This is a genomic window from Marinovum sedimenti, from assembly GCF_054052205.1.
Genome location: NZ_CM133223.1, coordinates 585,933 through 607,063, shown reverse-complemented (window position 1 = coordinate 607,063; position 21,131 = coordinate 585,933). Strand labels below are relative to the sequence as shown.

The window sequence follows — 21,131 nt, the reverse complement described above, 5'->3', positions numbered from 1 at the left end:
CCATGACCGACGCGCGCGATCTGTTGCAATCGGTGGTGGATGCGCTGACCCAGCCGACCGTGGTGATCGGCCACGACGAGCGGATCAACCACATCAACGACGCCGCGCGCCAGATTGTCGGCCCCAACGCCTTGGGCCGGCATTTCATCACTGCGCTGCGCCAGCCCTCGCTGCTTGATACTGTCGAGGCTACGCTGCGCGATCAAAAGACCCGCGATACCAACTATTTAACGCGCGAAGACGGGCAGGACGTGACCTATCAGGTGCGCTGCGCGCCAATCAATCGCGGCGTGCAGTTCGGCGTATTGCTAAGCTTTCAGGACGTGACGCACCTTGAAACCGCTGGCCAGATGCGGCGGGATTTCGTTGCCAATGTCAGCCATGAGCTGAAAACGCCGCTGACCGCGCTGCTTGGGTTTATCGAGACCATCCTGCATGGCCCGGCGCGCCATGACGCCGCCGCGCGCGAGCGTTTTCTGGGCATCATGGAGACCGAAGCGCAGCGGATGAACCGGCTGGTGGGCGATCTTCTGTCGCTCAACCGGGTCGAGGCGACCGAGCGGATGCGGCCGACAACTCGGATTGACCTTGCGGCGCTGGTGCATTCGGTGCTGCGCAGTCTGAGCGGCATGGCCGAGGAAGCTGGCGTAAAGATCCTACCGCAATTGCCCGAGGGCGATGTGACCCTTCGCGCCGATGAGGACCAGCTGCGCCAAGTGCTGACCAACCTGATTGAAAACGCAATCAAATATGGCGGCGATGGCGGGCGGATCGAGGTCAGTCTGAGCGCGCCGGCCTATCACCCACGGCTGCGGTGTGACGCGGTTGAACTTATGGTGCGCGATTTTGGCACGGGGTTTGACCCGGTGCATATTCCGCGCCTGACCGAGCGGTTTTACCGGGTCGATGGCCACCGATCGCGCCAAAAGGGCGGCACCGGGCTGGGGCTGGCAATCGTCAAACATATCGTCGGGCGGCATCGCGGACGCATCCAGATTGACTCCGCGCCGGGGCAGGGATCGGCCTTTCGCATCCTTCTGCCGGTGTGATCAGGCGAGTATGCGATTCCTTTTGTTAAGGGTTTTGTCACATTCGGGCGGTTGGCCCGTTGAGGTTACCTAGGATGCCCATAAATTTCGGTTTCTTCGGATTAATTCTCGTGTAACCAGATTTCAAGGAATCCCGAACAAACCGTTTATTTACAAATAGTTGAAAACCAACGCTCCGCACGCCCTGCCAAGTTTTCCGCCCAAAAGGCATCGCTTTCTGCCTTGTCATGAAACTGTTACCTCCCTGTCGCAAAAGGATAGCGAAACGCCAATAGCAGTGCCCCAACGGATGCCACACACACTGCAATTCACGGCACCCGGAAAATGAGATAACAGGAGCCTCTCCATGAGCTTTTTCAAACTGACCGCCTCGACACTGGCGATCGCTGCCGTTTCCGCAACCGCTGCTGCCGCGCGTGACAACGTGCAGGTTGCCGGGTCCTCGACCGTTCTGCCCTATGCTTCGATCGTAGCGGAACTCTTTGGCGACAATACAGATTTCCCGACACCGGTTGTTGAATCCGGCGGCTCCTCGGCCGGTCTCAAGCGCTTCTGCGAAGGTGTTGGCGAAAACACCATCGACGTGGCCAACGCCTCGCGTCAGATCCGCGACAAAGAGATCGAAGCCTGCGCCGAAAACGGTGTGACCGACATCATCGAAGTGCGCATCGGCTATGATGGCATCGTGTTTGCCAGCCAACAGACCGGCCCGGCCTTCACCGCCTTCACCCAGTCCGACATCTATAACGCGCTTGGCGCGAAGGTGATGAAAGACGGCGCACTGGTCGACAATGATTTCGAAACCTGGGCCGCGTTCAACGCCGATCTGCCCGACGTCGAAATCGCCGCCTTCATCCCCGGCACCAAGCACGGCACCCGCGAAGTGTTTGAAGACCAGGTTCTGCTCAAAGGCTGCGAAGACACCGGCGCGTTTCAGGCGATGCTGGATGGCGGCATGTCCGAAGACGACGCCGAAGACACCTGCCTTGACGTGCGCGCAGACGGCAAATCGGTCGACATCGACGGCGATTACACCGAAACGCTGGCCCGCATCGACAGCAACCCCAACGGCATCGGCATCTTCGGCCTCGCGTTCTATGAGAACAACACCGACAAGCTGAAAGTCGCGACCATGGGCGGCATCTCGCCCTCGACCGAGACCATCTCGACCGGCGAATACCCGGTGTCGCGTCCGCTGTTCTTCTACGTCAAGAAGGCGCATATCGGCGTCATCCCCGGCCTGAAGGAATTCGCCCAGTTCTTTACCCACGACCAGATTGCCGGCCCCGATGGCCCGCTGGCCAACTATGGCCTGGTTGCCGATCCCGAGCTGGCGCAAACCCAGTCTGACATCGAAAACGAAGTCACCATGGGCGGCGCAATGTAATCTGGCCTCTGGCTGGATATCCGGGGCGGCATATTTCGCCGCCCCGTCTTCTTTTAGGACCTTTTCCTGAACACCCGAAGGGGGGCACATGCCATTACTCTGGCTCATCCTGATCGTGCTGGCGATTGCCGTGATCGGTTATATCGTTGGCCGGTCGCGCGCGCTGGCCAGCGCCGGGGGCGACATCCGCGATCTGCATTCGCTGCCGTCCTACTACGGCTGGAATGTCGCGCTTAAAATCGTGGTGCCTGCGGCGCTGCTGCTGATTGTCTGGCTGCTGGTGCAGCCGCTCTATGTCGGCTCTACCGTCTCGGCTATGCTGCCCGACAGCGCAGACAGCACCGCCGCCTCGCGCGGGCTGGTGATGGCCGAAGTGCGCCGCACCGCCGACGGGATGGAAAACGCGATTGCCCTCGGCGCGATGCGCGAAGACATGGCGCGCAACCCCGAGGCGGACATCGCCGATCTGACCAAACGGTTGAAAGATGCCGGGCAGATCGTGACCTCGGAAATCACCCCGCCGATCCTGCATGCCGCGCAGGAATACCGCGTGCTGAATGGCTTTGGCGCGGTGGCGATGGCGGCGGCGGTTCTGATCGTCGCGCTGGTCGGGCTTTTCATGGGCATCAAGGAAACAAACAAAGAGTTCCGCGCCCGCAACGTGGTGGAAAACGGCATTCGCGCGCTGCTTATCGCGGCGGCGTCGATTGCGGTGCTGACCACGCTGGGCATCGTTTTGTCCTTGGTGTTCAACACCATCGAGTTCTTCCGCCTCTATCCTGCCTCGGAATTCTTCACCTCGCTGGAATGGTCGCCAAGCTTTTCGGGCCGGGGTGGCTCGTCCGAACTCGGCGTGCTGCCGCTGCTCTGGGGCACCTTCTATATCTCGATCGTGGCGCTGACCGTGGCGGTGCCGATTGGCCTGTTTGCCGCGATCTACCTCAGCGAATATGCCTCGCCGAAACTGCGCGCGGTGGCCAAGCCACTGCTCGAAGTGCTCGCCGGCATCCCGACCATCGTTTACGGTCTGTTTGCATTGCTCACCGTCGGGCCGCTGCTGCTCAAGGTGTTTGGCGACGAAGGCCTTGGCTGGATGCAGGCCGGCACGGCAGTAATGACCGCCGGTCTGGTGATGGGCATCATGCTGATCCCCTTTGTCAGCTCGCTCTCGGATGACATCATCAACGCGGTGCCGCAATCGCTGCGCGACGGGTCGTATGGCCTGGGCGCAACCAAGTCGGAGACCATCAAGCAGGTGGTTCTGCCTGCCGCATTGCCCGGCATCGTTGGCGCCGTCCTTCTCGCCGCCAGCCGCGCCATTGGCGAGACGATGATTGTGGTGCTTGGGGCAGGGGCCGCGGCCAAGCTGAGCATGAACCCGTTTGAGGCCATGACCACCGTCACCGCCAAGATCGTCAGCCAGCTGACCGGCGACGCCGACTTTGCCTCGCCCGAGGCGCTGGTGGCCTTTGCCCTTGGCATGACCCTGTTTGTCCTGACGCTGGGGCTTAATATCGTCGCACTGGTTATCGTGCGCAAATACCGGGAGCAGTACGACTGATGACGGATGCAAACCTGACTGCGCCCGGCGCGCAGAAGAAATCATCGCTGGCCACGCTCGACGCCCGCACCAAACGCCGCAACGCTTCTGAGAAACGGTTCAAGGCTTATGGCCTCGCCGCCATCGCGCTTGGCATCTTCTTCCTGATCATCCTCGCGACAAGCATCATCCGCTCGGGCCTGCCCGCGTTTTCGCGCACGGTGCTTGATATCGAACTGACGCTGACACAGCCACAGGTCGACGCGGCTGAAAGCGAATTGTTCAAGACCAAAGCTTATGAGCAATTCTTCATCGCCTCGCTGCAAAGCCAGTTGCAGGCCAGCGGTCTTGAGGCCGAGTTTGACCCCAAGGCACTGGAGCGGATCGTCGGCAAAACCGGCGCCACCATCCGCGACCATTACGTTGCCAACCCCGGTGATGTCGGCGCGCCGGTGAGCTTTGAACTGGCCGCGTCAAGCCGCGTTGATGGCTATTTCAACGGCCGCGTCACCCGCGACACCCTGCAAGACAGCCGGTTCCTGCAACAAAGCGACCTTGACCTTGTCGATGCGCTGGCCAAAGCCGGGATCATCCACGGCAGCTTCAACTGGACCTTCCTCACCGGCACCGACTCGGGCGTCGACAATCCCGGCGGGGCTGGCATCGGGGCTTCGGTCGTCGGCTCGTTCTTCATGATGCTGGTGGTGCTGGTGCTGTCCTTGCCCATCGGTGTGGCCGCTTCGATCTATCTTGAGGAATTTGCACCGAAAAACCGCTTTACCGATCTGATTGAGGTGAACATTTCCAACCTCGCTGCGGTGCCCTCCATCGTCTTTGGTATCCTCGGCCTCGCCGTGTTCATCCAGTTCATGCACCTGCCGCAATCGGCCCCCTTGGTTGGTGGCCTCGTGCTGACGCTGATGACCCTGCCGACGATCATCATCTCGACCCGCGCGTCGCTCAAAGCGGTGCCGCCGTCGATCCGCGATGCGGCGCTTGGCGTCGGGGCGTCGAAAATGCAGGCGGTGTTCCACCACGTTCTGCCGCTCGCCATGCCCGGCATCCTGACCGGCACCATCATTGGTCTGGCCCAAGCGCTTGGTGAAACCGCGCCGCTCTTGCTGATCGGCATGGTGGGCTTCGTTGCGCGCGGCTATCCCGATGGCTTTGTCGCCGGCTTCACCGAGGCCAACTCGGCCATGCCCGCGCAGATTTACACATGGGCCGCCCGCGCCGATGTCAGCTTTTACGAAAAGGCCTGGGGCGGGATCATCGTGCTTCTGGTTTTCCTTCTGACCATGAACCTCATCGCCATCATCCTGCGCCGTCGCTTTGAGCGCCGTTGGTAAACGAGCCGGAAAAGGATACACATCATGTATGACACCGACCGCCGTGTGGAGAGCACTTTGAACACCCAAGACATCAAGATCGCCGCGAACAATGTGCAGGTGTACTACGCCGACACCCATGCCATCAAAGACGTGAACGTGCAGATCGAAGCCAAAACCGTGACCGCGTTTATCGGCCCCTCGGGCTGTGGCAAATCCACCTTTCTGCGCTGTCTCAACCGGATGAACGACACCATCGACATTTGCCGCGTCGAAGGGGACATCCTGCTTGATGGCGAAGACATCTATGACAAGCGCGTCGATCCGGTGCAGCTGCGCGCCAAGGTGGGGATGGTGTTTCAAAAGCCCAATCCCTTTCCGAAATCGATCTATGACAACATCGCCTATGGCCCGCGCATTCATGGCCTGTCGAAGTCCAAGGCCGACCTTGACGAGATCGTTGAAAAGTCGCTGCGTCGTGGCGCGATCTGGGATGAGGTCAAGGACCGGCTGCACGCACCGGGCACCGGCCTGTCGGGTGGCCAGCAACAGCGTTTGTGCATTGCACGCGCCATTGCGACCGAACCCGAAGTGCTGCTGATGGATGAACCCTGTTCGGCACTCGACCCGATTGCCACCGCGCAAGTTGAGGAATTGATTGACGAATTGCGCTCGAACTACTCGGTTGTGATTGTCACCCACTCGATGCAACAGGCCGCGCGCGTCAGCCAGAAAACCGCGTTCTTTCACCTCGGAAACCTGGTGGAATACGGCGAGACTTCGAAGATCTTCACCAACCCAGAAGACCCGCGCACCGAAAGCTATATCACTGGCCGGATCGGCTAAGGGAGAGACCGATGAAAGAGCATATTGCCAGCGCGTTTGACCGCGATCTTGAAGGCGTTCAGGCGCAGATCATGAAGATGGGCGGGCTTGTCGAACAGGCCATTCTTGAGGCGGCCCAAGCGCTTGAAACCCGTGACCCCGAACTTGGCGACAAGGTGCGCCAGGGTGACAAGGTCATCGACAAGATGGACGAGCATATCCACGAAACCGCCGCCCGCATCATTGCCCTGCGCGCGCCGCAAGCCGTTGATTTGCGGGTGATCCTGTCGGTGATGAAGATCTCCAGCGATCTTGAGCGGATCGGCGATCTGGCCAAGAACATGGCCAAGCGCAACTCGGTGCTGATGCAGCTGTCGTCGATTGACGGCGCCTCGGCTGCGCTGCGTCGGATGGCGCGCGAGGTCGAGCTGATGCTGAAAGACGCGCTCGACAGCTATATCCAGCGTGATGCGGCGCTGGCGCGCGACGTGATCCAGCGCGATCAGGACGTTGACCAGATGTACAACGCCACCTTCCGCGAATTCCTGACCTTTATGATGGAAGATCCGCGCAATATCACTGCCTGTATGCACCTGCATTTCATTGCCAAAAACACCGAGCGGATGGGCGACCATGTCACCTCAATCGCCGAACAGGTGGTGTTTCTGGTCGAAGGCGAAATGCCTGATGCGCGCGTGAAGGGCGACACCACATCGCTCGACAAATCGCTGTCGCCGCAATCGGGGCAATAAACCATGTCAGCCGAACAACCCACGGTTCTGGTGGTCGAGGATGAACCGGCGCAGCGCGAAGTTCTGTCGTATAATCTCGAGGCCGAAGGCTTTCGTGTGAGCCGGGCCGAGGATGGCGAACAGGCGCTGCTTTTGGTCGCCGAAGAGGCCCCCGACATCATCGTGCTCGATTGGATGTTGCCGAATGTCTCGGGCATCGAGGTGTGTCGGCGGCTCAAGTCGCGCACCGAGACGCGCGGCGTGCCGGTGATCATGTTGTCGGCGCGCTCGGAAGAGGTCGACAAGGTGCGCGGGTTGGAAACCGGGGCGGATGATTACGTCGTCAAACCCTATTCCATCGTCGAGTTGATGGCGCGGGTGCGGGCGCAGTTGCGACGCACCCGGCCTGCCTCGGTGGGCGAACGGTTGGAGTACCAAGACATCGTGCTTGACGCCGAAACCCACCGGGTGACACGCGCCGATCAACCGTTGAAACTCGGCCCGACCGAGTTTCGTCTGCTGACCACCTTTATGGAAAAACCGGGCCGGGTCTGGAGCCGTGAACAGCTGCTTGATCGGGTCTGGGGCCGCGACATCTATGTCGATACCCGCACCGTTGACGTGCACATTGGCCGTTTGCGCAAGGCGCTCGGCCAGCATGGCGGCGGCGACCCGTTGCGCACGGTGCGCGGCGCCGGTTACGCGCTCGGCTAAGCCAAACCCAACGCCTCCGCTGCATACTGCGGGGGCGTGTTGGACCGGACGTCACTGCTCATAATTTGATCATATTGCGGTTTTCTTCCCCCCAGATGATACGCTAGGCTCCGGGCAAATGACCTGACCCGGAGTTGTCGCCATGTCTGCACCTGATGCGTCCCCGCTGAAACCCAAAGACGCGCCCGATCTGGGGCGGTTTTCCTGGGATGACCCGCTGCGCCTGAATGACCAGCTCACAGAAGAAGAGCGTATGGTCGCCGAGGCCGCCCGCGCCTATGCTCAGGAAAAGCTGGCCCCGCGGGTGATCGACGCCTACGAAAATGAAACCGTCGCGCCGGAAACCTTTGCCGAAATGGGCGAAATGGGCCTGCTTGGCACCACCATCCCTGAGGCTTATGGCGGCATCGGGGCCGGGTACGTAACCTATGGCCTTGTCGCGCGTGAGATTGAGCGGATCGACAGCGGCTATCGTTCGATGATGTCGGTGCAATCGAGCCTCGTGATGTATCCGATCTTTGCCTATGGCACCGAAGAGCAGCGCCAGAAGTACTTGCCCGGATTGGCAAAAGGCGAATTGATCGGTTGTTTCGGATTGACCGAACCTGATGCCGGATCCGACCCCGGCGGCATGAAAACCCGCGCCGAAAAGATCGACGGCGGCTATCGTCTGACCGGCACCAAGATGTGGATTTCCAACGCTCCGATCGCAGATGTCTTTGTGGTCTGGGCCAAGTCCGAGGCGCACGGCGGCAAGATCAAAGGCTTTGTGCTCGACAAAGGCACTAAGGGGCTGAGCGCTCCGAAAATCGGCAAGAAGCTGTCGCTGCGCACCTCGGTCACTGGCGAGATCGTGCTGGAGGGGGTCGAAGTTGGCGAAGACGCGCTGTTGCCCAATGTCGAGGGGCTCAAGGGGCCGTTCGGCTGTCTTAACCGCGCGCGCTATGGCATTGCCTGGGGCGTGATGGGCGCGGCCGAGTTTTGTTGGCACGCCGCAAGGACTTACGGGCTGGACCGCAAGCAGTTTGGCAAGCCGCTCGCCGGCAACCAACTGTTCCAGAAAAAGCTCGCCGATATGCAAACCGAGATCTCGCTTGGCCTTCAGGCCGCGTTGCAGGTGGGGCGTCTGATGGACGACGCCAACGCCGCTCCCGAGATGATCAGTCTGATCAAGCGCAACAATTGCGGCAAGGCGCTCGATATCGCGCGGATGTCGCGCGACATGCACGGCGGCAACGGAATTTCGGGCGAATTCCAAGTGATCCGGCACATGGTGAACCTTGAAACCGTGAACACTTATGAGGGCACGCATGACGTCCACGCCCTCATCCTTGGGCGCGCCCAAACCGGGCTACAGGCGTTTTTCTAAGGCCCGTTTGCACAGACTATATCACTCACCCACGGCCAATTTGGCCGTGGCGTGCCGAAAGCTGGGCTCCTCTTGTGGTACATTAAATTGTGCTGACAAGGCGCTGAAAAACATAGAAAATACGCTCGCACGCACCTATTGAGGTGGCACGTGAGAGAGTCCGCGCAAGCGACTGTTATCACTCAGGTTTCAAGCAAACCCCAGCGTTCAGAAGTCTAGAAACTTCGCACTCGCAAAACCGGGTTTGTCCGCCGGGCCGGTCAGCTCAAACCACATCCAGTTCTCATCCACACATGCGGCAAGTGCATTGCGATCAAAGGCTTGCCCGGCGTTTGCCGCCGTACAGGCCGCAGCGCAGGTGGCGTGATCAGGGTGCGATGTGTCCGGCACCGGATCGATACCAACCACATAGCGCGCGCCCAATGGCAGCTCATCGATCTTTTCAGACTCTACATTCGGTTCACCGCGCAAGGTTGTGAAATTATTCACATTTATCACCTCGGCGCTTTGATCTTCGGCGCGGCAGGGGGTTGGCCGCGTCAGCTCGGGCACCTCGGCAGGTAGCGCGCTGCCATCCGCAAGGGCCGCAAGCGTGGTGTCGGCCGGGAACATCGCCAAGGCTGGGATCGGCGCCCACAGGTAAATCAAGTCCGGGTCGTTGCAGTCATCCGGCCCGATCCCGGTGTCTTCGACCTCGTTATAGCCGCAGATCAGCGGCAAAGGCGCGCCCGTGTCCGACACAGCAACCGTCGCGGCGCATTCATAAAGGTCGCGACTGGCAAATTGCAGATCATACCGGTCGCGCAGCGCACCGCCCGCCGTCCAGCTCGACACCGAAAGCTGGAACACCTCGGCGTTGTCCTCATACACCACCGCACCGGTGGAAAGACCTTTGCTCCAGATCGTAAGGCTCTGACAGGCATGGAAAAACCCACGGTCGGAAAGGGCCGGGGCCTTGAACCCGATCACGGCAATATCCCATCGCCCGGCCCTGTTGACCGTATCAATCAGAAACGGCTCGGGCGCGTCGCTTGCGGGCATCGCTCCGGCAAGATCGGCATCAAGGAACGGGCGCGCGGCATCGGGGCGTGACATCGCGGCCAAAGCATAGAAGTCGATCATCTGCGCAACCGAACCGGTCTCCTCGGCCAACGCCGGTTGCCGAAAGCCAAGCGTGCCGCCGATATGCAGCCGCCGGTGCGTGACCGCGCGGTTGGGCCCTTGCGCGGCGGTGCCAAACAGAAACGCCAGCGCGCAGGCATCGGTACAGGTCGCAGCCTCCTCCACCACAGTGCCAATCTGGCGCGTGGCAAGATACCGCCCCAGGGTCATCGCCTCGGCAAAACTGCCGCCGGGACTGTCAAGGCAGATGGTTTTCCAGTGGCCATCGTCGGGCAGGGTCCAGCTGGCCGGTTGGTCCAGCGCAATCTCATCAAGCCGCGCGGTGTCGCCCTCTGCAATCTCGCCGGTCAGTGTCACGGCGCAGGTGCCGGAGGGGTCGGTGGAAAATTCGGCAGCGGTCGCGCGCGACGGGACGACTAGGGAGGAGGCCAGAACAATCGGGGCCACAAAAACTGGGGCCAGAAGGCAACTGCTGAGGATAATGTGGGCCAGGCTGCGCATTTGGTCGTTTCCCTTTGCACTCCGGATCTTGACGTTAGCGCGCCTGTGCCCGTTTGGGCAAGCAGCGGCTGTCACAGATACAGACGGTTAGGGCGCACAGGTATTGCGCGAACGTCGCGGCTCAAGGCTTGGGCAGGGATTACAAGACAGGCACCCGACGTCGATCCGGTCCGGGGAGGCGGGAAACCCTGCGAGCGCGCGTGAATGGCGGGGGTCGCAGGGTTCAGAGCGGCTTCAAAAGATTTCGATGTCTGCGGTCAGCCCGGCTGTGTTGCCAACCCCGTTCAACGTGACCGAATTGCCGCCGCCGAAATCAAACACCACATCGCCGTCGACCACAGTGGCGTATTGGGCGATCACCTCGTCCTCGGTCAACCCGCCGCCCCACAGCGCATCGTCAAGGTGCAGCGCGTCGGTGCCGACTTCGTAATCGGTCACAACGTCATGTTGGATCTGATCGCCGATGAAGATGAAAGTATCGGCGTCGGCCTCGCCCGAAATGGTGTCATTGCCGCCGCCAATTTCGAACACGTCGTTGCCATTGCCGCCAAGCATCACATCGCTGCCGTAGTGACCGGTCTGCGCGTTGTCGATCAGCAGGTCATGGCCGCCACCACCGTCCATCACATCGCGGCCATTGCCGCCATCAAGCGTGTCGTGGCCGCGTTGCCCGTAAAGTTCATCGAACTGCCCGCCGCCCGACAAGATGTCATCGTCGTAGCCGCCCGACAGCGTGTCCTGGCCATTGCCGCCGCGCAGGGTGTCATCGCCGTGGCCTGCCACTATCTCGTCATTGCCATTGCCGCCGTGAAGCTCGTCCGCGCCCCAGTAGCCGCCCTGGTCGTTGTCGAGCATCAGGTCATCGCCATCGCCGCCAAACACCACGTCACGGCCCCAGCCACCGTCCAGAGTGTCGTCTCCCTCTCCGCCGAAGATGCGATCACGGTGGGCACCGCCGTCGATGCTGTCGTTTCCGGCGGCACCACGGATGACATCGTAGCCGGATCCGCCACGAACAACGTCATCGCCGGTGCCGCCATCAAGATTGTCGTTGCCGGAGCCGCCCCAGATTTGGTCATCGCCGCTGCCGCCCACCGACGTGTCGTTTCCGTTGCCACCCCGGACCTCGTCGTCGCCGCCGCCAGCGCGAATGATGTCGTTGCCGTTGCCGCCGTAGAAGGTGTCTTGCCCCCACAAGCCGGTTTGGCCGTTGTCAACGATCAGATCGTCGCCATTGCCGCCGTTCACAACGTCGCGTCCGCTGCCGGCGTCCAGCGTATCTGCGCCGTCGCCGCCATACAGCAAATCGGCCAAGCTGCCGCCGCTGATGAGGTCGTCGCCGGTCCCACCGCTCAGAGTGTCGGCCCCGGTGCCGCCTTCGATCACATCGGCGCCGCCGCCACCGCGGATGATGTCATTGCCGATCTCGCCAAACAGGCTGTCGTTGCCCGAACCGCCATCCAGCACGTCATTGCCGCTGCCGCCAAACACCTCGTCATTGCCAGCGCCGCCATCGACGGTGTCATGGCCACTGCCGCCCCAGATCGCATCATTGCCGCCATGGCCTTCGACACGGTCATCGTTGAGACCGGCCGCAATCAGATCGCCATTGTCGGTGCCGTGCACCACGGCGGTGACGTCGGCGGCTTCGCGGTCTTCGTCGTGGATCGTGACACCGCCATCGGCCTGATAGCCAATCGGCATGACGTTCTGCGGATCGACATAGGCCACATCAATCAGGGAGTCGAAGTCAGGCACCATCGATTCCGACAGGAAGTGGTTTTCCTGGCGATGCCCGTTCGAGCCGCCATCGGTGTCCATATCCACCCGCGCGCCTTCGAGTGCATAGAAGATGTGCCCACCGCCTGCGGTTTCGATCAGCAGCCAGGGCTGCGGCTCGGACCCGGCATCGTTGTGGCCACCGTTATACGCAACGATGCGGACGTTGGCGGGCAGGTTGTAGAGATCGAGCACCACACCATCGATGCGAATTTCGTCGCGCGTCGGGTCAAAATCTTCGAGCCGCCCGACAACCACATTGGTCACATTCGCAGTGTTTTGGAAATCGAACGTATCGTTGCCGCCACCTGACCGGGCGTGATGACCATGCGAGAACACATCCATCGGCTCGAACTCCAGGATGTCGTAATGGTCGCGAAGGTTTTCAGCGGTCCCGCCAAAAGTGTGGATCTGCGTCAGGCCTTCGGTTGCAACAAGCGTTCTCAAGGTCATCTATCTGTCTCCGGTCAAGGTGCCGTACTGGCTACTTCCGAAACGCGTTTGTTCCGGCTCACTGGAGAGACGATTGCCTTGCCCGGCCGATCAGGTCTCATGGGCGTCGGCACACCGCGGGCCTCTTTGGGGGCGACGTTCTATGCCATTCGGGCCGCAGATACTCGTTTTGAGGGCTGCGACTGTGCTTTGGAGCCGCGACTATCCGATTGAGAGGCCACCCCGGATGGGGTCGCAGATGTGCGACAGGTGACAGGCGGACTGCGATCGGAGGGGAAGGTGCGCGGCTGGGACCGGGGTCTATACCGGATCGGGCGTGCATTTCTGGAACGGGGCGTCGGGCGCGGGCCTTTTGGAACGGGCGCTCTGACTCGAGGCCTTCTGACTCGCGGCCTTCTGACTCGAGGCCGTCTGGCACAGGGGCGACTGGCACAGGCCGTCTGTCTCAGGCCGCCTGGCACAGGCCGTCTGTCTCAGGCCGTTTGGAACCGGCGCTCTGCCTCAGGCATTTTGACACAGTTTGACACAGACTTTCTGCAACAGGCCTTATAGAGCGGCCACGACAGGGCAAAACGCCGCACAATAGGCGAAAATCTGATCACACCTGCGTTCTAAGACCACTCTTGGGATTTGCCTTGGCGCATTGTTCGGCTATGAAGCCGCTACACAAATATCAAAAGCAGGCGCATGTTCGAGCAAATCGAGCCTTCAGGGCACCAATCCGAGACTCAGGACGCAAAAGACTGGGTCAAGATTCTCTCAAATTACCGCGAACCAAGTGCCTTGCGCAGTTGGTTCGAGGTGGTCATCACCGTCGGCCCCTTTGTCGGCCTTTGGGTTCTGGCCTGGTGGGCAATGTCGGTCAGCTATTGGCTGACCTTCGCGATCTCGATTCTCAACGCCGGCTTTTTGCTGCGGCTGTTCGCCATCCAGCATGATTGCGGCCACGGGTCGTTTTTCGCCAATCGCACGGTAAGCGATTGGGTCGGGCGGGTGCTCGGCGTGCTGACGCTCACACCTTATGACGTCTGGCGGCGCACGCATTCGATCCACCACAGCTCTTCGGGCAATCTGGGGCGGCGCGGCATTGGCGACATCCACACTCTCACCGTGGCGGAATATCGCGACAGCTCGCCGCTGAGCCGTCTGGTCTATCGCCTCTACCGGAATCCGGTGGTGATGTTCGGCCTTGGACCGGGATACCTGTTCTTTCTGCAAAACCGGGTGCCGCTTGGTCTGATGGACAAGGCGCGCTATTGGATCAGCGCGATGAGCACCAATGCGGTGATCCTGATCGTGCTGTCGCTGTTTTACTACTTCCACGGGTTGGCGCCAATTCTGCTGATCTTCCTGCCCTCGACGCTGCTTGCGGCCACCGCAGGGGTCTGGCTGTTCTATGTGCAGCACAATTTCGAGACCTCGCATTGGGAACAGGAAGAAGACTGGCACCTGCATGAGGCCGCGCTGCACGGCAGCTCGCATTATGTCATGCCGTCGGTGCTGCAATGGATGACCGCCAATATCGGCATTCACCATGTGCACCACCTGCACAGCCGGGTGCCGTTTTATCGCCTGCCCGAAGTGCTGCGCAATCATTCGGCACTGGAAGAGGGCAACCGCCTGACCATCCGCGAGAGCCTGGCCTGCGCCAAGCTGCATCTGTGGGACGAAGAGACCAGAAGCCTGCTGTCGTTCCGCCAAGTGCGCGCTTTGATGCGCCCGACCGCGCAAAGTTGACCGGCTAAGCCTTACTGGCTAGGCCTCGCTGCCTAGACGTGACTGGCCGAGCCTGAAAACAAAACGCCCCGGTGCCTCATCAGAGGGACCGGGGCGTTTTGCTTTTGGTGGTGTTGATGTCCGGTAGCAGGGCGCAGCGGCCCTGCTAGGAGCTTCGCTTAGCTCGGAGTGGGCAGCTCGGGCAGGTCCGATGAGTGATGCGCCTCGCGGAAAATCCCGGCCAGTTTGATCACCTCGCCCGAGGCGTCTTTCACGCTCACCCCGTGGCTTTCCACCCGAACGACGGTCTTGTCGGCGCGGATCAAACGCTTGATAAACTGAAACTCACCACCGTCTTCGATCACCTTTGCCAGCATGGTTTGGATCGGCTCAATGTCGTCGGGGTGGTAATAGGTCAGGCCCTCGTCAATGTCAGGGGCGTGCTCGCGCGGTTCCATCCCGTGGATCTTGAAAACCTCGCTCGACCAGGTCATCGCGTTGGTGCGAAGATCGATCTGCCAGTATCCGACGTTGGCCATCTCTTGCAGAAACTTCAATCGGTCGGCCAGTTCGTTGGCCTCGTCCTTGGCATTCATGATCTCGGTCAAATCATAGGCAAAGGAATAGACCGACGGCGTCTGCCCATCGTTTTGCGTGAACGGAATACGGGTCAGGCTCAGCCGTTTTGCTGCCGCAGGGTCCTGTGCGTTCAGTCGGAATTCGCTGACCGAAATATCCTTGCCGCTTTCCAAAAAGGCACGGTCTTCGTTGATCAGCTGCTGTCCGGCGGAGTCACCCACCAGATCCTTGATGTTCCTGCCGATGGCATCGCTGCGAGAAAGCCCGAGGGTTTGGGCCGAAGACTCGCTGATGCGCAGGATCTCTCCGTCGCGGTTGCGGTGCATGATCAGGAAATGCGGAGAATCGAGGATCATGTCCATTTCGCGCGCGAGGGCGGGGAAATCGGTTGTCACCACCACCATCGTCAGCCCAAGGATCTGGCCCTGACTGTCGAAGTAGGGCGAGCAACTGATCAGCACCCGCTTGCCAAGGGACGTGACCTGTTGGGCAACGGTCTGCCCGAGCTTGAGCGCCTCGATACAGATCGGCGCAAGGCTGGGATAGCCGTCGGGCAGTTCACACTGGCTGATATGGGGCCGGGTGATCGGGCGCTTGATGTGGAACAGCTCCGAGGCCGCCACAGTGGCCTGGGTGATCTGGAGCGCGCTGTCGGTGACGATGATCGCCAGCGGCGTGCTTTGCAGCACCGAGGTAAGCTCGCCCGTGCGGCCGCTGAGTTCGGATGCCGTGACCTGCAATTCCTCGTTAACGGTGATCAGCTCTTCATTGGTCGATTGCAGCTCTTCATTCGAGGTTTCCAACTCTTCGTTGGTGGCCTGCAACTCTTCGTTGGTCGATTGCAGTTCCTCGTTGAGCGATTGCAATTCCTCGTTCGAGGTTTCCAGCTCTTCAATCGTCTGCTGCAAGGCTTCCCGCGTGGTCGCGACCTCATTCTCCAACGTGAGAATGCGTTCCGAGGCGACGGAATCGCCCTCAATCTCGCTGACACTGCGCGAGATATGGGCGCGATCCACCTTGATCGGCGAAAACACCACCAGCGCGGCGCGTTCGTTGATGTCCTTGGCGATGATCGGATAGACATCAAGCCGGACCTCTTCCTGGTCCGTCTCGGTCAACAGATGCCGCACCCCGGCGCGGTGCTTGCCGTTCTTAAGCGCGATGGTGATCAGACTGCGCGCCTCTTCCCGCAGGGGGCTGCGCAACAGGTCGAGATGCATCTTGAGACTGCTCGAGGAATTCATCTCGATGAACGGGCTGATGCTGCCGTAGACCCGGACAATCGAATAGTCATCCGTCACCAGCAGTGAATTCTTGCCCAGCGACTGCGCCAGTGCCTCAAACAATTGCCGATCGGTCGAGGGGCCATGATCGACCACATTCTTGGCCGCCGCCTTTGAGGTCATATTCCCCAAATTCGGCATATTATAGGTGAGCGCCCGCGATTTGTTCAGCACCCGCTTGCGAAACACATGCGCGGTGCCGCGTTGATGCACAAACAACTCTTCCGAACCCGCAACGCTTTCGGCGGTGCCCAGAAACATCATCCCATCCGGATTCATTGAATAATGAAACCGCGACATGACCTTTTGTTGCAGGTTATTGCCAAAATAGATCAGCAGATTGCGGCAACAAATGAGATCGACCTTCTGAAACGGTGGATCCTGACAGACGTTGTGATCGGAAAACAGCACAGCATTGCGCAGATTCTCCACCACCCGCACGCCATCATTAACGTGGATCAGGTATTTATCGGCCAATTCCTTGGGAATGTCATTCAACGCGGCAATGCCGTAAATCCCATTGCGCGCCACCTTCAACGCATTCTTGTCGATATCCGTCGCAAAGATCTGCACCTGCGATTTAAGCGCGACCTTCGGCCCGCCAAGCGCCTCGGACAACAGCATCGCGATCGAATACGCCTCTTCCCCGGTGGCACAGCCCGCAATCCAGACCCGCAGCGGGCCATCGCCGTGGTCTTCGATCATCTGCGGCAGCAGTTCCTCAAGCTGTTGAAACGCCTCCTTGTCGCGGAAAAACCGCGTGACCGAGATCAGCAGATCCTTGAACAGCGCGTCCACCGCATGCGGGTTGTTGCGGCAAAATTGGGTGTATTCCTCCTGGGTTTCGATCCCCAGCGCCACCATGCGCCGTTCAATCCGGCGGCCAATGGTGGTTTGCTTGTAGTCGCGAAAATCCACCCGCGTGCGCGCCAGCAGGATATGCAGCAGGTCCGACAGCGGCGCTTCTTTCAACGATCCCTTGCGGAACTCCTTGAAATCACGCGGAGATGTCAGGATCTTTTGCAGATGGGTGCCAATTTCAACCGGCCGCAGAATAAGATCGACACAGCCGGTCTGAACCGCGGACTGCGGCATGCCATCGTATTTCGCGCTCTCGGCGTCTTGGGCGATGGTGATGCCACCGGCCTCGCGGATCGCCTGCACGCCGTATGCGCCGTCACTGCCAGTGCCCGACAGGATGATCGCCATCGAATTTTCGCCGTGCGCCTCTGCGAGACTAAGCAGAAATCGGTCAACCGAGGGTTTGGGATTGGCCGGATGATCGCTCGGATCCACCAACCGCAACTTACCGTCGGCAAAGATCACATCGGTTTTCGGCGGGGTGATATACACCACATTGGCCTGCGGCCGTATCCCGTCTTCGACATTCTCAACCAAAAGATGAGTTTGGCGGGCAACCAACTCTGTCATCAGGCTTTTGTGGTGGGGCGACATGTGCTGAACCACAACATAAGAGACCGGCACATTGACGGGCAGGGTGGCCACCAGCTCGCGAATGGCCTCTAGCCCCCCGGCGGATGACCCCACGCCGACAATCGTAAGCTTTTCAGTCGCAACTTCGTTCACCGAGCATACCCCTTGTCAGATACCATATGCATAGCGCAGTAAACAGGCGAGTGGCTACAGCTTAAAGTAACCCTAGGGCGGGATGAGTGCAGGCCGGTTGTGCACAGGGTTATGAATTATTGGTTATTTCGCAGCAAATTGTTCTTAGAACCGGCGAAAAAACTGCCCCCCTGATTTCACACTTCCTCAACCATGCGGCTCTATATCTCGATTCCAACGGACGAATACATTGCCTTACCCCTGTTCCTGGAGATCCAACGATGCCCAACGCCCTTGACACGACCACGCGACAAAAGGATGTCGGCTCGAGAAAATTCATCGTCAACATGCGGGCCTCTGTGGGGCAGCCACCGATGGTGCGCTCCTGCGAAGTCAAACAAAGCCAGTTTCGCAACCGGATGTCATTCAACGATGCGGCGAACCTGCGCGATGTGTTTTCCAAAGACGTCGCCATCGCGCTTGAAGAGTGTCTTGGTAAATTGACGTTGCAAGACACCGAAGTGGTTGCCCTGCCGTCTTTTATCCTCGAAATGCCGGGCCTTGTGCTGGCCGGCGCGCAGCTTGTGACGATGCGGGGGGAGGATGGCACCTTTAACATCATCTTCCGATTCCAGTTTTTCCTTGGCGGCATCAATCAGGTGTTCAGCCCCAACATCGGGTTTGACGATTTCAACCATGATCAGAATGCCCAGACCTCTTCTTCTGTGCTCGCGGATATTGCCATGCCGCTGCTCGATCTGTGCAACGCTGCCGAGCTCGGCCTGATCAACGCGGGCAAGCAGATGGGCGATTTCGGCAAATCGCTGAGCGAGAAGTCGCAGGAAATCAAATTCCAGATCGAACTGATCAAACGCTATGTCGACGGGTTAGACCGGTTTAGAACCGAGAAAATGATCTTCATGCGCGAAGACCTTATGCTCGAGAGCCAAAAACAGATTGTCTACGCCGGGACGAATGCAGAGTGACCTGGGCGCAAATCTCACCGCGATCACAGCCGTTCTGTGCCGCTTGGAAAAAACACTCCCAAAACTTGCATTTTAGGCGTTGACGCCCTCTGCCGTGTGGCCTAATCAGCGGCTCATGCGCGGTTGTAGCTCAGCTGGTTAGAGTGCCGGCCTGTCACGCCGGAGGTCGCGGGTTCGAGCCCCGTCAACCGCGCCACTTACCCTTCAGGTTATAGATAAAACGCCTCCGCCGCGCCCTTGGGCATCGGGGGCACCGGGGTATTGGTCGCTATAGGATGTGAACAGCCACAGGGTGTTAGTAGCGATAGCCCATGGCCTTTTCGATCCCCAGATCAAGGCGTGTGCGCATCCAGTCCAGATCCGCTTCGGGCATTGTGGCGGGTGTTTCGGGCCGGGTCATGACCGCTGGCTTGAACTTCGCCCCCAGCCGCTTTGTCACCGGCTTATAGGCGCTCTCTGTCGCGGGCAGGGCAAGCGATTGGCGCAGATCGTGCAAAAAGGTCTCGGGGGCCGCCTGCGCCGCCTCCATGCGCACAAACACACAGGATGAATGACGAATCGCAAAGCTTAGAAGCGTCGCCATTTTCACCGCACGCAGCTCGAACAAATCGTTAAACATTGCGCCCGTGATCGGATGCCGATCCGCCTGCAACGGCTGTCCGCGATATTCCGGTTCATCGCACCAGGGGAAATAGCGCGGCCGATCCACCCGCGTGTCCCAAGGGGCGCGGATAAACTCAGAAAACGGCAGCGCCTGCATCGGCGGGCGGGTGTGCCAGGGTTTGGCGTGCATCGACACGGCCCAGCGGTCGGCGGCGCGAAACACGCAGACCACGGTGAAATCCGCCGGAATCGCCATCATCGCCGGCACGCCATGTTTCCAGCCGAGGGCTTCGGAATTTCCCAGCCAGGTGTTGCCGTCGATCAGACGTTTGATAAAATTTGTACCGGACGAGCGTTCGCCCATGACCTGAAACCGCTTGGGCGCGGGGCCAGAGTGGCGGATGGCCCAGCCTTTGGTGGCCAGATCAGTGAGGATTGTGTCGCGCATCGGGGGGTTACCAGTTAGTCTGTGATCAAAGTCGTAACCGGGCACGTAGACCCGCGCAAGAGCAGGACAAGTGACATGCAGACAACCGCCGCCGCGCTGACAATGGTGCGTGACGATGCGTTCTTTCTCAAGGCGTGGCTGCGCCACTACGGCGAGACGCTGGGGCGCGAGAATTGCTATATCATCAACCACGGGCGCGGGGCCGAGGTTTCGCAGCTGGCAGAGGGGTGCAATGTGATTGGCATTCCGGGCGATCCGCATCCCAACTTTGATATGAAACGCTGGCGGCTGCTCAACAACACGGTGCAGGGGCTGCGGTGTTATTATGACCATGTGATTGTCGGCGATGTTGATGAGCTGCTGGTGGTGGATCCGGACCACGGGGCTGGCCTGCTGGAGTTTCTGCGCGAAACGCCCATTCGGCGGGTGCTGACGCCGGTGGGGCTTGAGGTGGTGCACCGGGTTGAGGAGGAGCGAGAGGCGATTGCGGATCACGTTTTGGGGCCGCGACGGTTTGTGCGGGTGGCGGCGCATTATTCTAAGCCTTGCGTGATTTCGCTGGGGACGAAAATCGCGCGGGGGGGGCATTTTACGCAGAGCTCGAAATTGCACACGCCGGACGCGCTTTTGCTGTTTCACCTGAAGTTCTGTGACTTTGGGAACTACGTCGAAACGATGAACCGGCGTAATGCGGTGACCGAAGAAGTGGGCGGCGATGTGCAGGCGGCGTCGATTGGGCGGCACTGGTTTGCCGAGGCGCGGGGCGAAGACCGGGCGGTGTTTGACGCGTTTTCCGCGCAGGAGGTGGCGCCGTTTGATTTGACCGGGGTGCGGCGGGGAATGCACCGAAGCTGGAAAGCGCGGGGGGAGACCGGATTCTGGCAGTTCGACCGGGAGGAGAGTGATCGGATTATGGCGCTGCCGGACCGATTTTGTGGACTCCTGTGAGGGATCGAAAATGTTTCGCGCGCGAAACATTTTTTGGTTTGTTAACAGATGGTTAATATAAGGTTTTTGACCGCTTTGTTTCAAAGATGTTTTGCATTATCCCTTGCCCGTGAACGAGAACTGGAAAGCTAATCTTGCATAAATTGATCCGGTAGTATATCAAAAAGGCTTTTAGGCGCGGCGGGATCAAACAATTGAAAGTCA

15 protein-coding genes and 1 tRNA gene are annotated in these 21,131 nt (G+C 59.9%); 12 read left to right on the top strand and 4 right to left on the bottom strand.

The window, feature by feature from the left end:
* Nucleotides 1-2 precede the first annotated feature (2 nt).
* From ACW9UO_RS02920 to ACW9UO_RS02885, 8 genes are all read left to right on the top strand, one after another.
* Nucleotides 3-1,049, top strand: a complete 1,047-nt coding sequence (locus tag ACW9UO_RS02920; protein WP_457087492.1) for a sensor histidine kinase — start codon at nucleotides 3-5, stop codon at nucleotides 1,047-1,049.
* A gap of 346 nt (nucleotides 1,050-1,395) precedes the next feature.
* On the top strand, nucleotides 1,396-2,436 hold the full coding sequence (locus tag ACW9UO_RS02915) for a substrate-binding domain-containing protein (protein ID WP_457087491.1): 1,041 nt from the start codon (nucleotides 1,396-1,398) through the stop codon (nucleotides 2,434-2,436).
* Between the two features lie 88 nt (nucleotides 2,437-2,524).
* Nucleotides 2,525-3,997, top strand: coding sequence for a phosphate ABC transporter permease subunit PstC (gene pstC, locus ACW9UO_RS02910; protein ID WP_457087490.1), 1,473 nt, complete (start codon nucleotides 2,525-2,527; stop codon nucleotides 3,995-3,997).
* Nucleotides 3,997-5,325, top strand: a complete 1,329-nt coding sequence (pstA, locus tag ACW9UO_RS02905; protein ID WP_457087489.1) for a phosphate ABC transporter permease PstA — start codon at nucleotides 3,997-3,999, stop codon at nucleotides 5,323-5,325. Before pstC ends, pstA begins: the two co-directional genes overlap by 1 nt.
* A 24-nt stretch (nucleotides 5,326-5,349) precedes the next feature.
* The gene (pstB, locus tag ACW9UO_RS02900; protein ID WP_457087488.1) at nucleotides 5,350-6,150 is read left to right on the top strand and encodes a phosphate ABC transporter ATP-binding protein PstB; all 801 of its coding nucleotides are present in this window, start codon (nucleotides 5,350-5,352) and stop codon (nucleotides 6,148-6,150) included.
* An 11-nt stretch (nucleotides 6,151-6,161) separates the two neighbouring features.
* Nucleotides 6,162-6,881 (top strand): phosphate signaling complex protein PhoU, encoded by a 720-nt coding sequence (gene phoU / locus ACW9UO_RS02895; RefSeq protein WP_457087487.1) that lies wholly within the window; start codon nucleotides 6,162-6,164, stop codon nucleotides 6,879-6,881.
* 3 nt (nucleotides 6,882-6,884) lie between these two features.
* Nucleotides 6,885-7,574 carry a phosphate regulon transcriptional regulator PhoB gene (gene phoB / locus ACW9UO_RS02890; protein ID WP_457087486.1) on the top strand — a complete coding sequence of 230 codons (690 nt, stop codon included), beginning with the start codon at nucleotides 6,885-6,887 and terminating at the stop codon, nucleotides 7,572-7,574.
* A 142-nt stretch (nucleotides 7,575-7,716) separates the two neighbouring features.
* Nucleotides 7,717-8,943, top strand: a complete 1,227-nt coding sequence (locus ACW9UO_RS02885; protein ID WP_457087485.1) for an acyl-CoA dehydrogenase — start codon at nucleotides 7,717-7,719, stop codon at nucleotides 8,941-8,943.
* A 207-nt stretch (nucleotides 8,944-9,150) separates the two neighbouring features.
* Here ACW9UO_RS02885 and ACW9UO_RS02880 read toward each other — a convergent pair whose 3' ends face one another.
* Together ACW9UO_RS02880 and ACW9UO_RS02875 are read right to left on the bottom strand one after the other, a co-directional pair.
* Nucleotides 9,151-10,566, bottom strand: coding sequence for a hypothetical protein (locus ACW9UO_RS02880; protein ID WP_457087484.1), 1,416 nt, complete (start codon nucleotides 10,564-10,566; stop codon nucleotides 9,151-9,153).
* Between the two features lie 234 nt (nucleotides 10,567-10,800).
* Nucleotides 10,801-12,798, bottom strand: coding sequence for a calcium-binding protein (locus ACW9UO_RS02875; RefSeq protein WP_457087483.1), 1,998 nt, complete (start codon nucleotides 12,796-12,798; stop codon nucleotides 10,801-10,803).
* Between the two features lie 687 nt (nucleotides 12,799-13,485).
* Between ACW9UO_RS02875 and ACW9UO_RS02870 the strand changes: the two genes are divergently transcribed.
* Complete coding sequence (locus ACW9UO_RS02870; protein ID WP_457087482.1) at nucleotides 13,486-14,535, top strand: fatty acid desaturase; 1,050 nt, start codon at nucleotides 13,486-13,488, stop codon at nucleotides 14,533-14,535.
* Nucleotides 14,536-14,693: 158 nt separating this feature from the next.
* On the opposite strand, the gene ACW9UO_RS02865 is transcribed toward ACW9UO_RS02870, so the two are convergent.
* Complete coding sequence (locus ACW9UO_RS02865; RefSeq protein WP_457087481.1) at nucleotides 14,694-17,963, bottom strand: chemotaxis protein CheB; 3,270 nt, start codon at nucleotides 17,961-17,963, stop codon at nucleotides 14,694-14,696.
* Between the two features lie 260 nt (nucleotides 17,964-18,223).
* Here ACW9UO_RS02865 and ACW9UO_RS02860 point away from each other — a divergent pair, with 260 nt between their 5' ends.
* Together ACW9UO_RS02860 and ACW9UO_RS02855 are read left to right on the top strand one after the other, a co-directional pair.
* A complete protein-coding gene (locus tag ACW9UO_RS02860; RefSeq protein ID WP_457087480.1) occupies nucleotides 18,224-18,928 on the top strand; it encodes a hypothetical protein in 705 nt (234 codons plus the stop codon).
* A 119-nt stretch (nucleotides 18,929-19,047) separates the two neighbouring features.
* Nucleotides 19,048-19,124: transfer RNA gene (locus ACW9UO_RS02855), tRNA-Asp, on the top strand.
* 99 nt (nucleotides 19,125-19,223) lie between these two features.
* Here ACW9UO_RS02855 and ACW9UO_RS02850 read toward each other — a convergent pair.
* Nucleotides 19,224-19,979: a hypothetical protein gene (locus ACW9UO_RS02850; protein WP_457087479.1), complete on the bottom strand. Its 756-nt coding sequence runs from the start codon at nucleotides 19,977-19,979 to the stop codon at nucleotides 19,224-19,226.
* A gap of 75 nt (nucleotides 19,980-20,054) precedes the next feature.
* Between ACW9UO_RS02850 and ACW9UO_RS02845 the strand changes: the two genes are divergently transcribed.
* Nucleotides 20,055-20,927, top strand: a complete 873-nt coding sequence (locus ACW9UO_RS02845; protein ID WP_457087478.1) for a glycosyltransferase family 2 protein — start codon at nucleotides 20,055-20,057, stop codon at nucleotides 20,925-20,927.
* The last annotated feature ends 204 nt before the right edge of the window (nucleotides 20,928-21,131 follow it).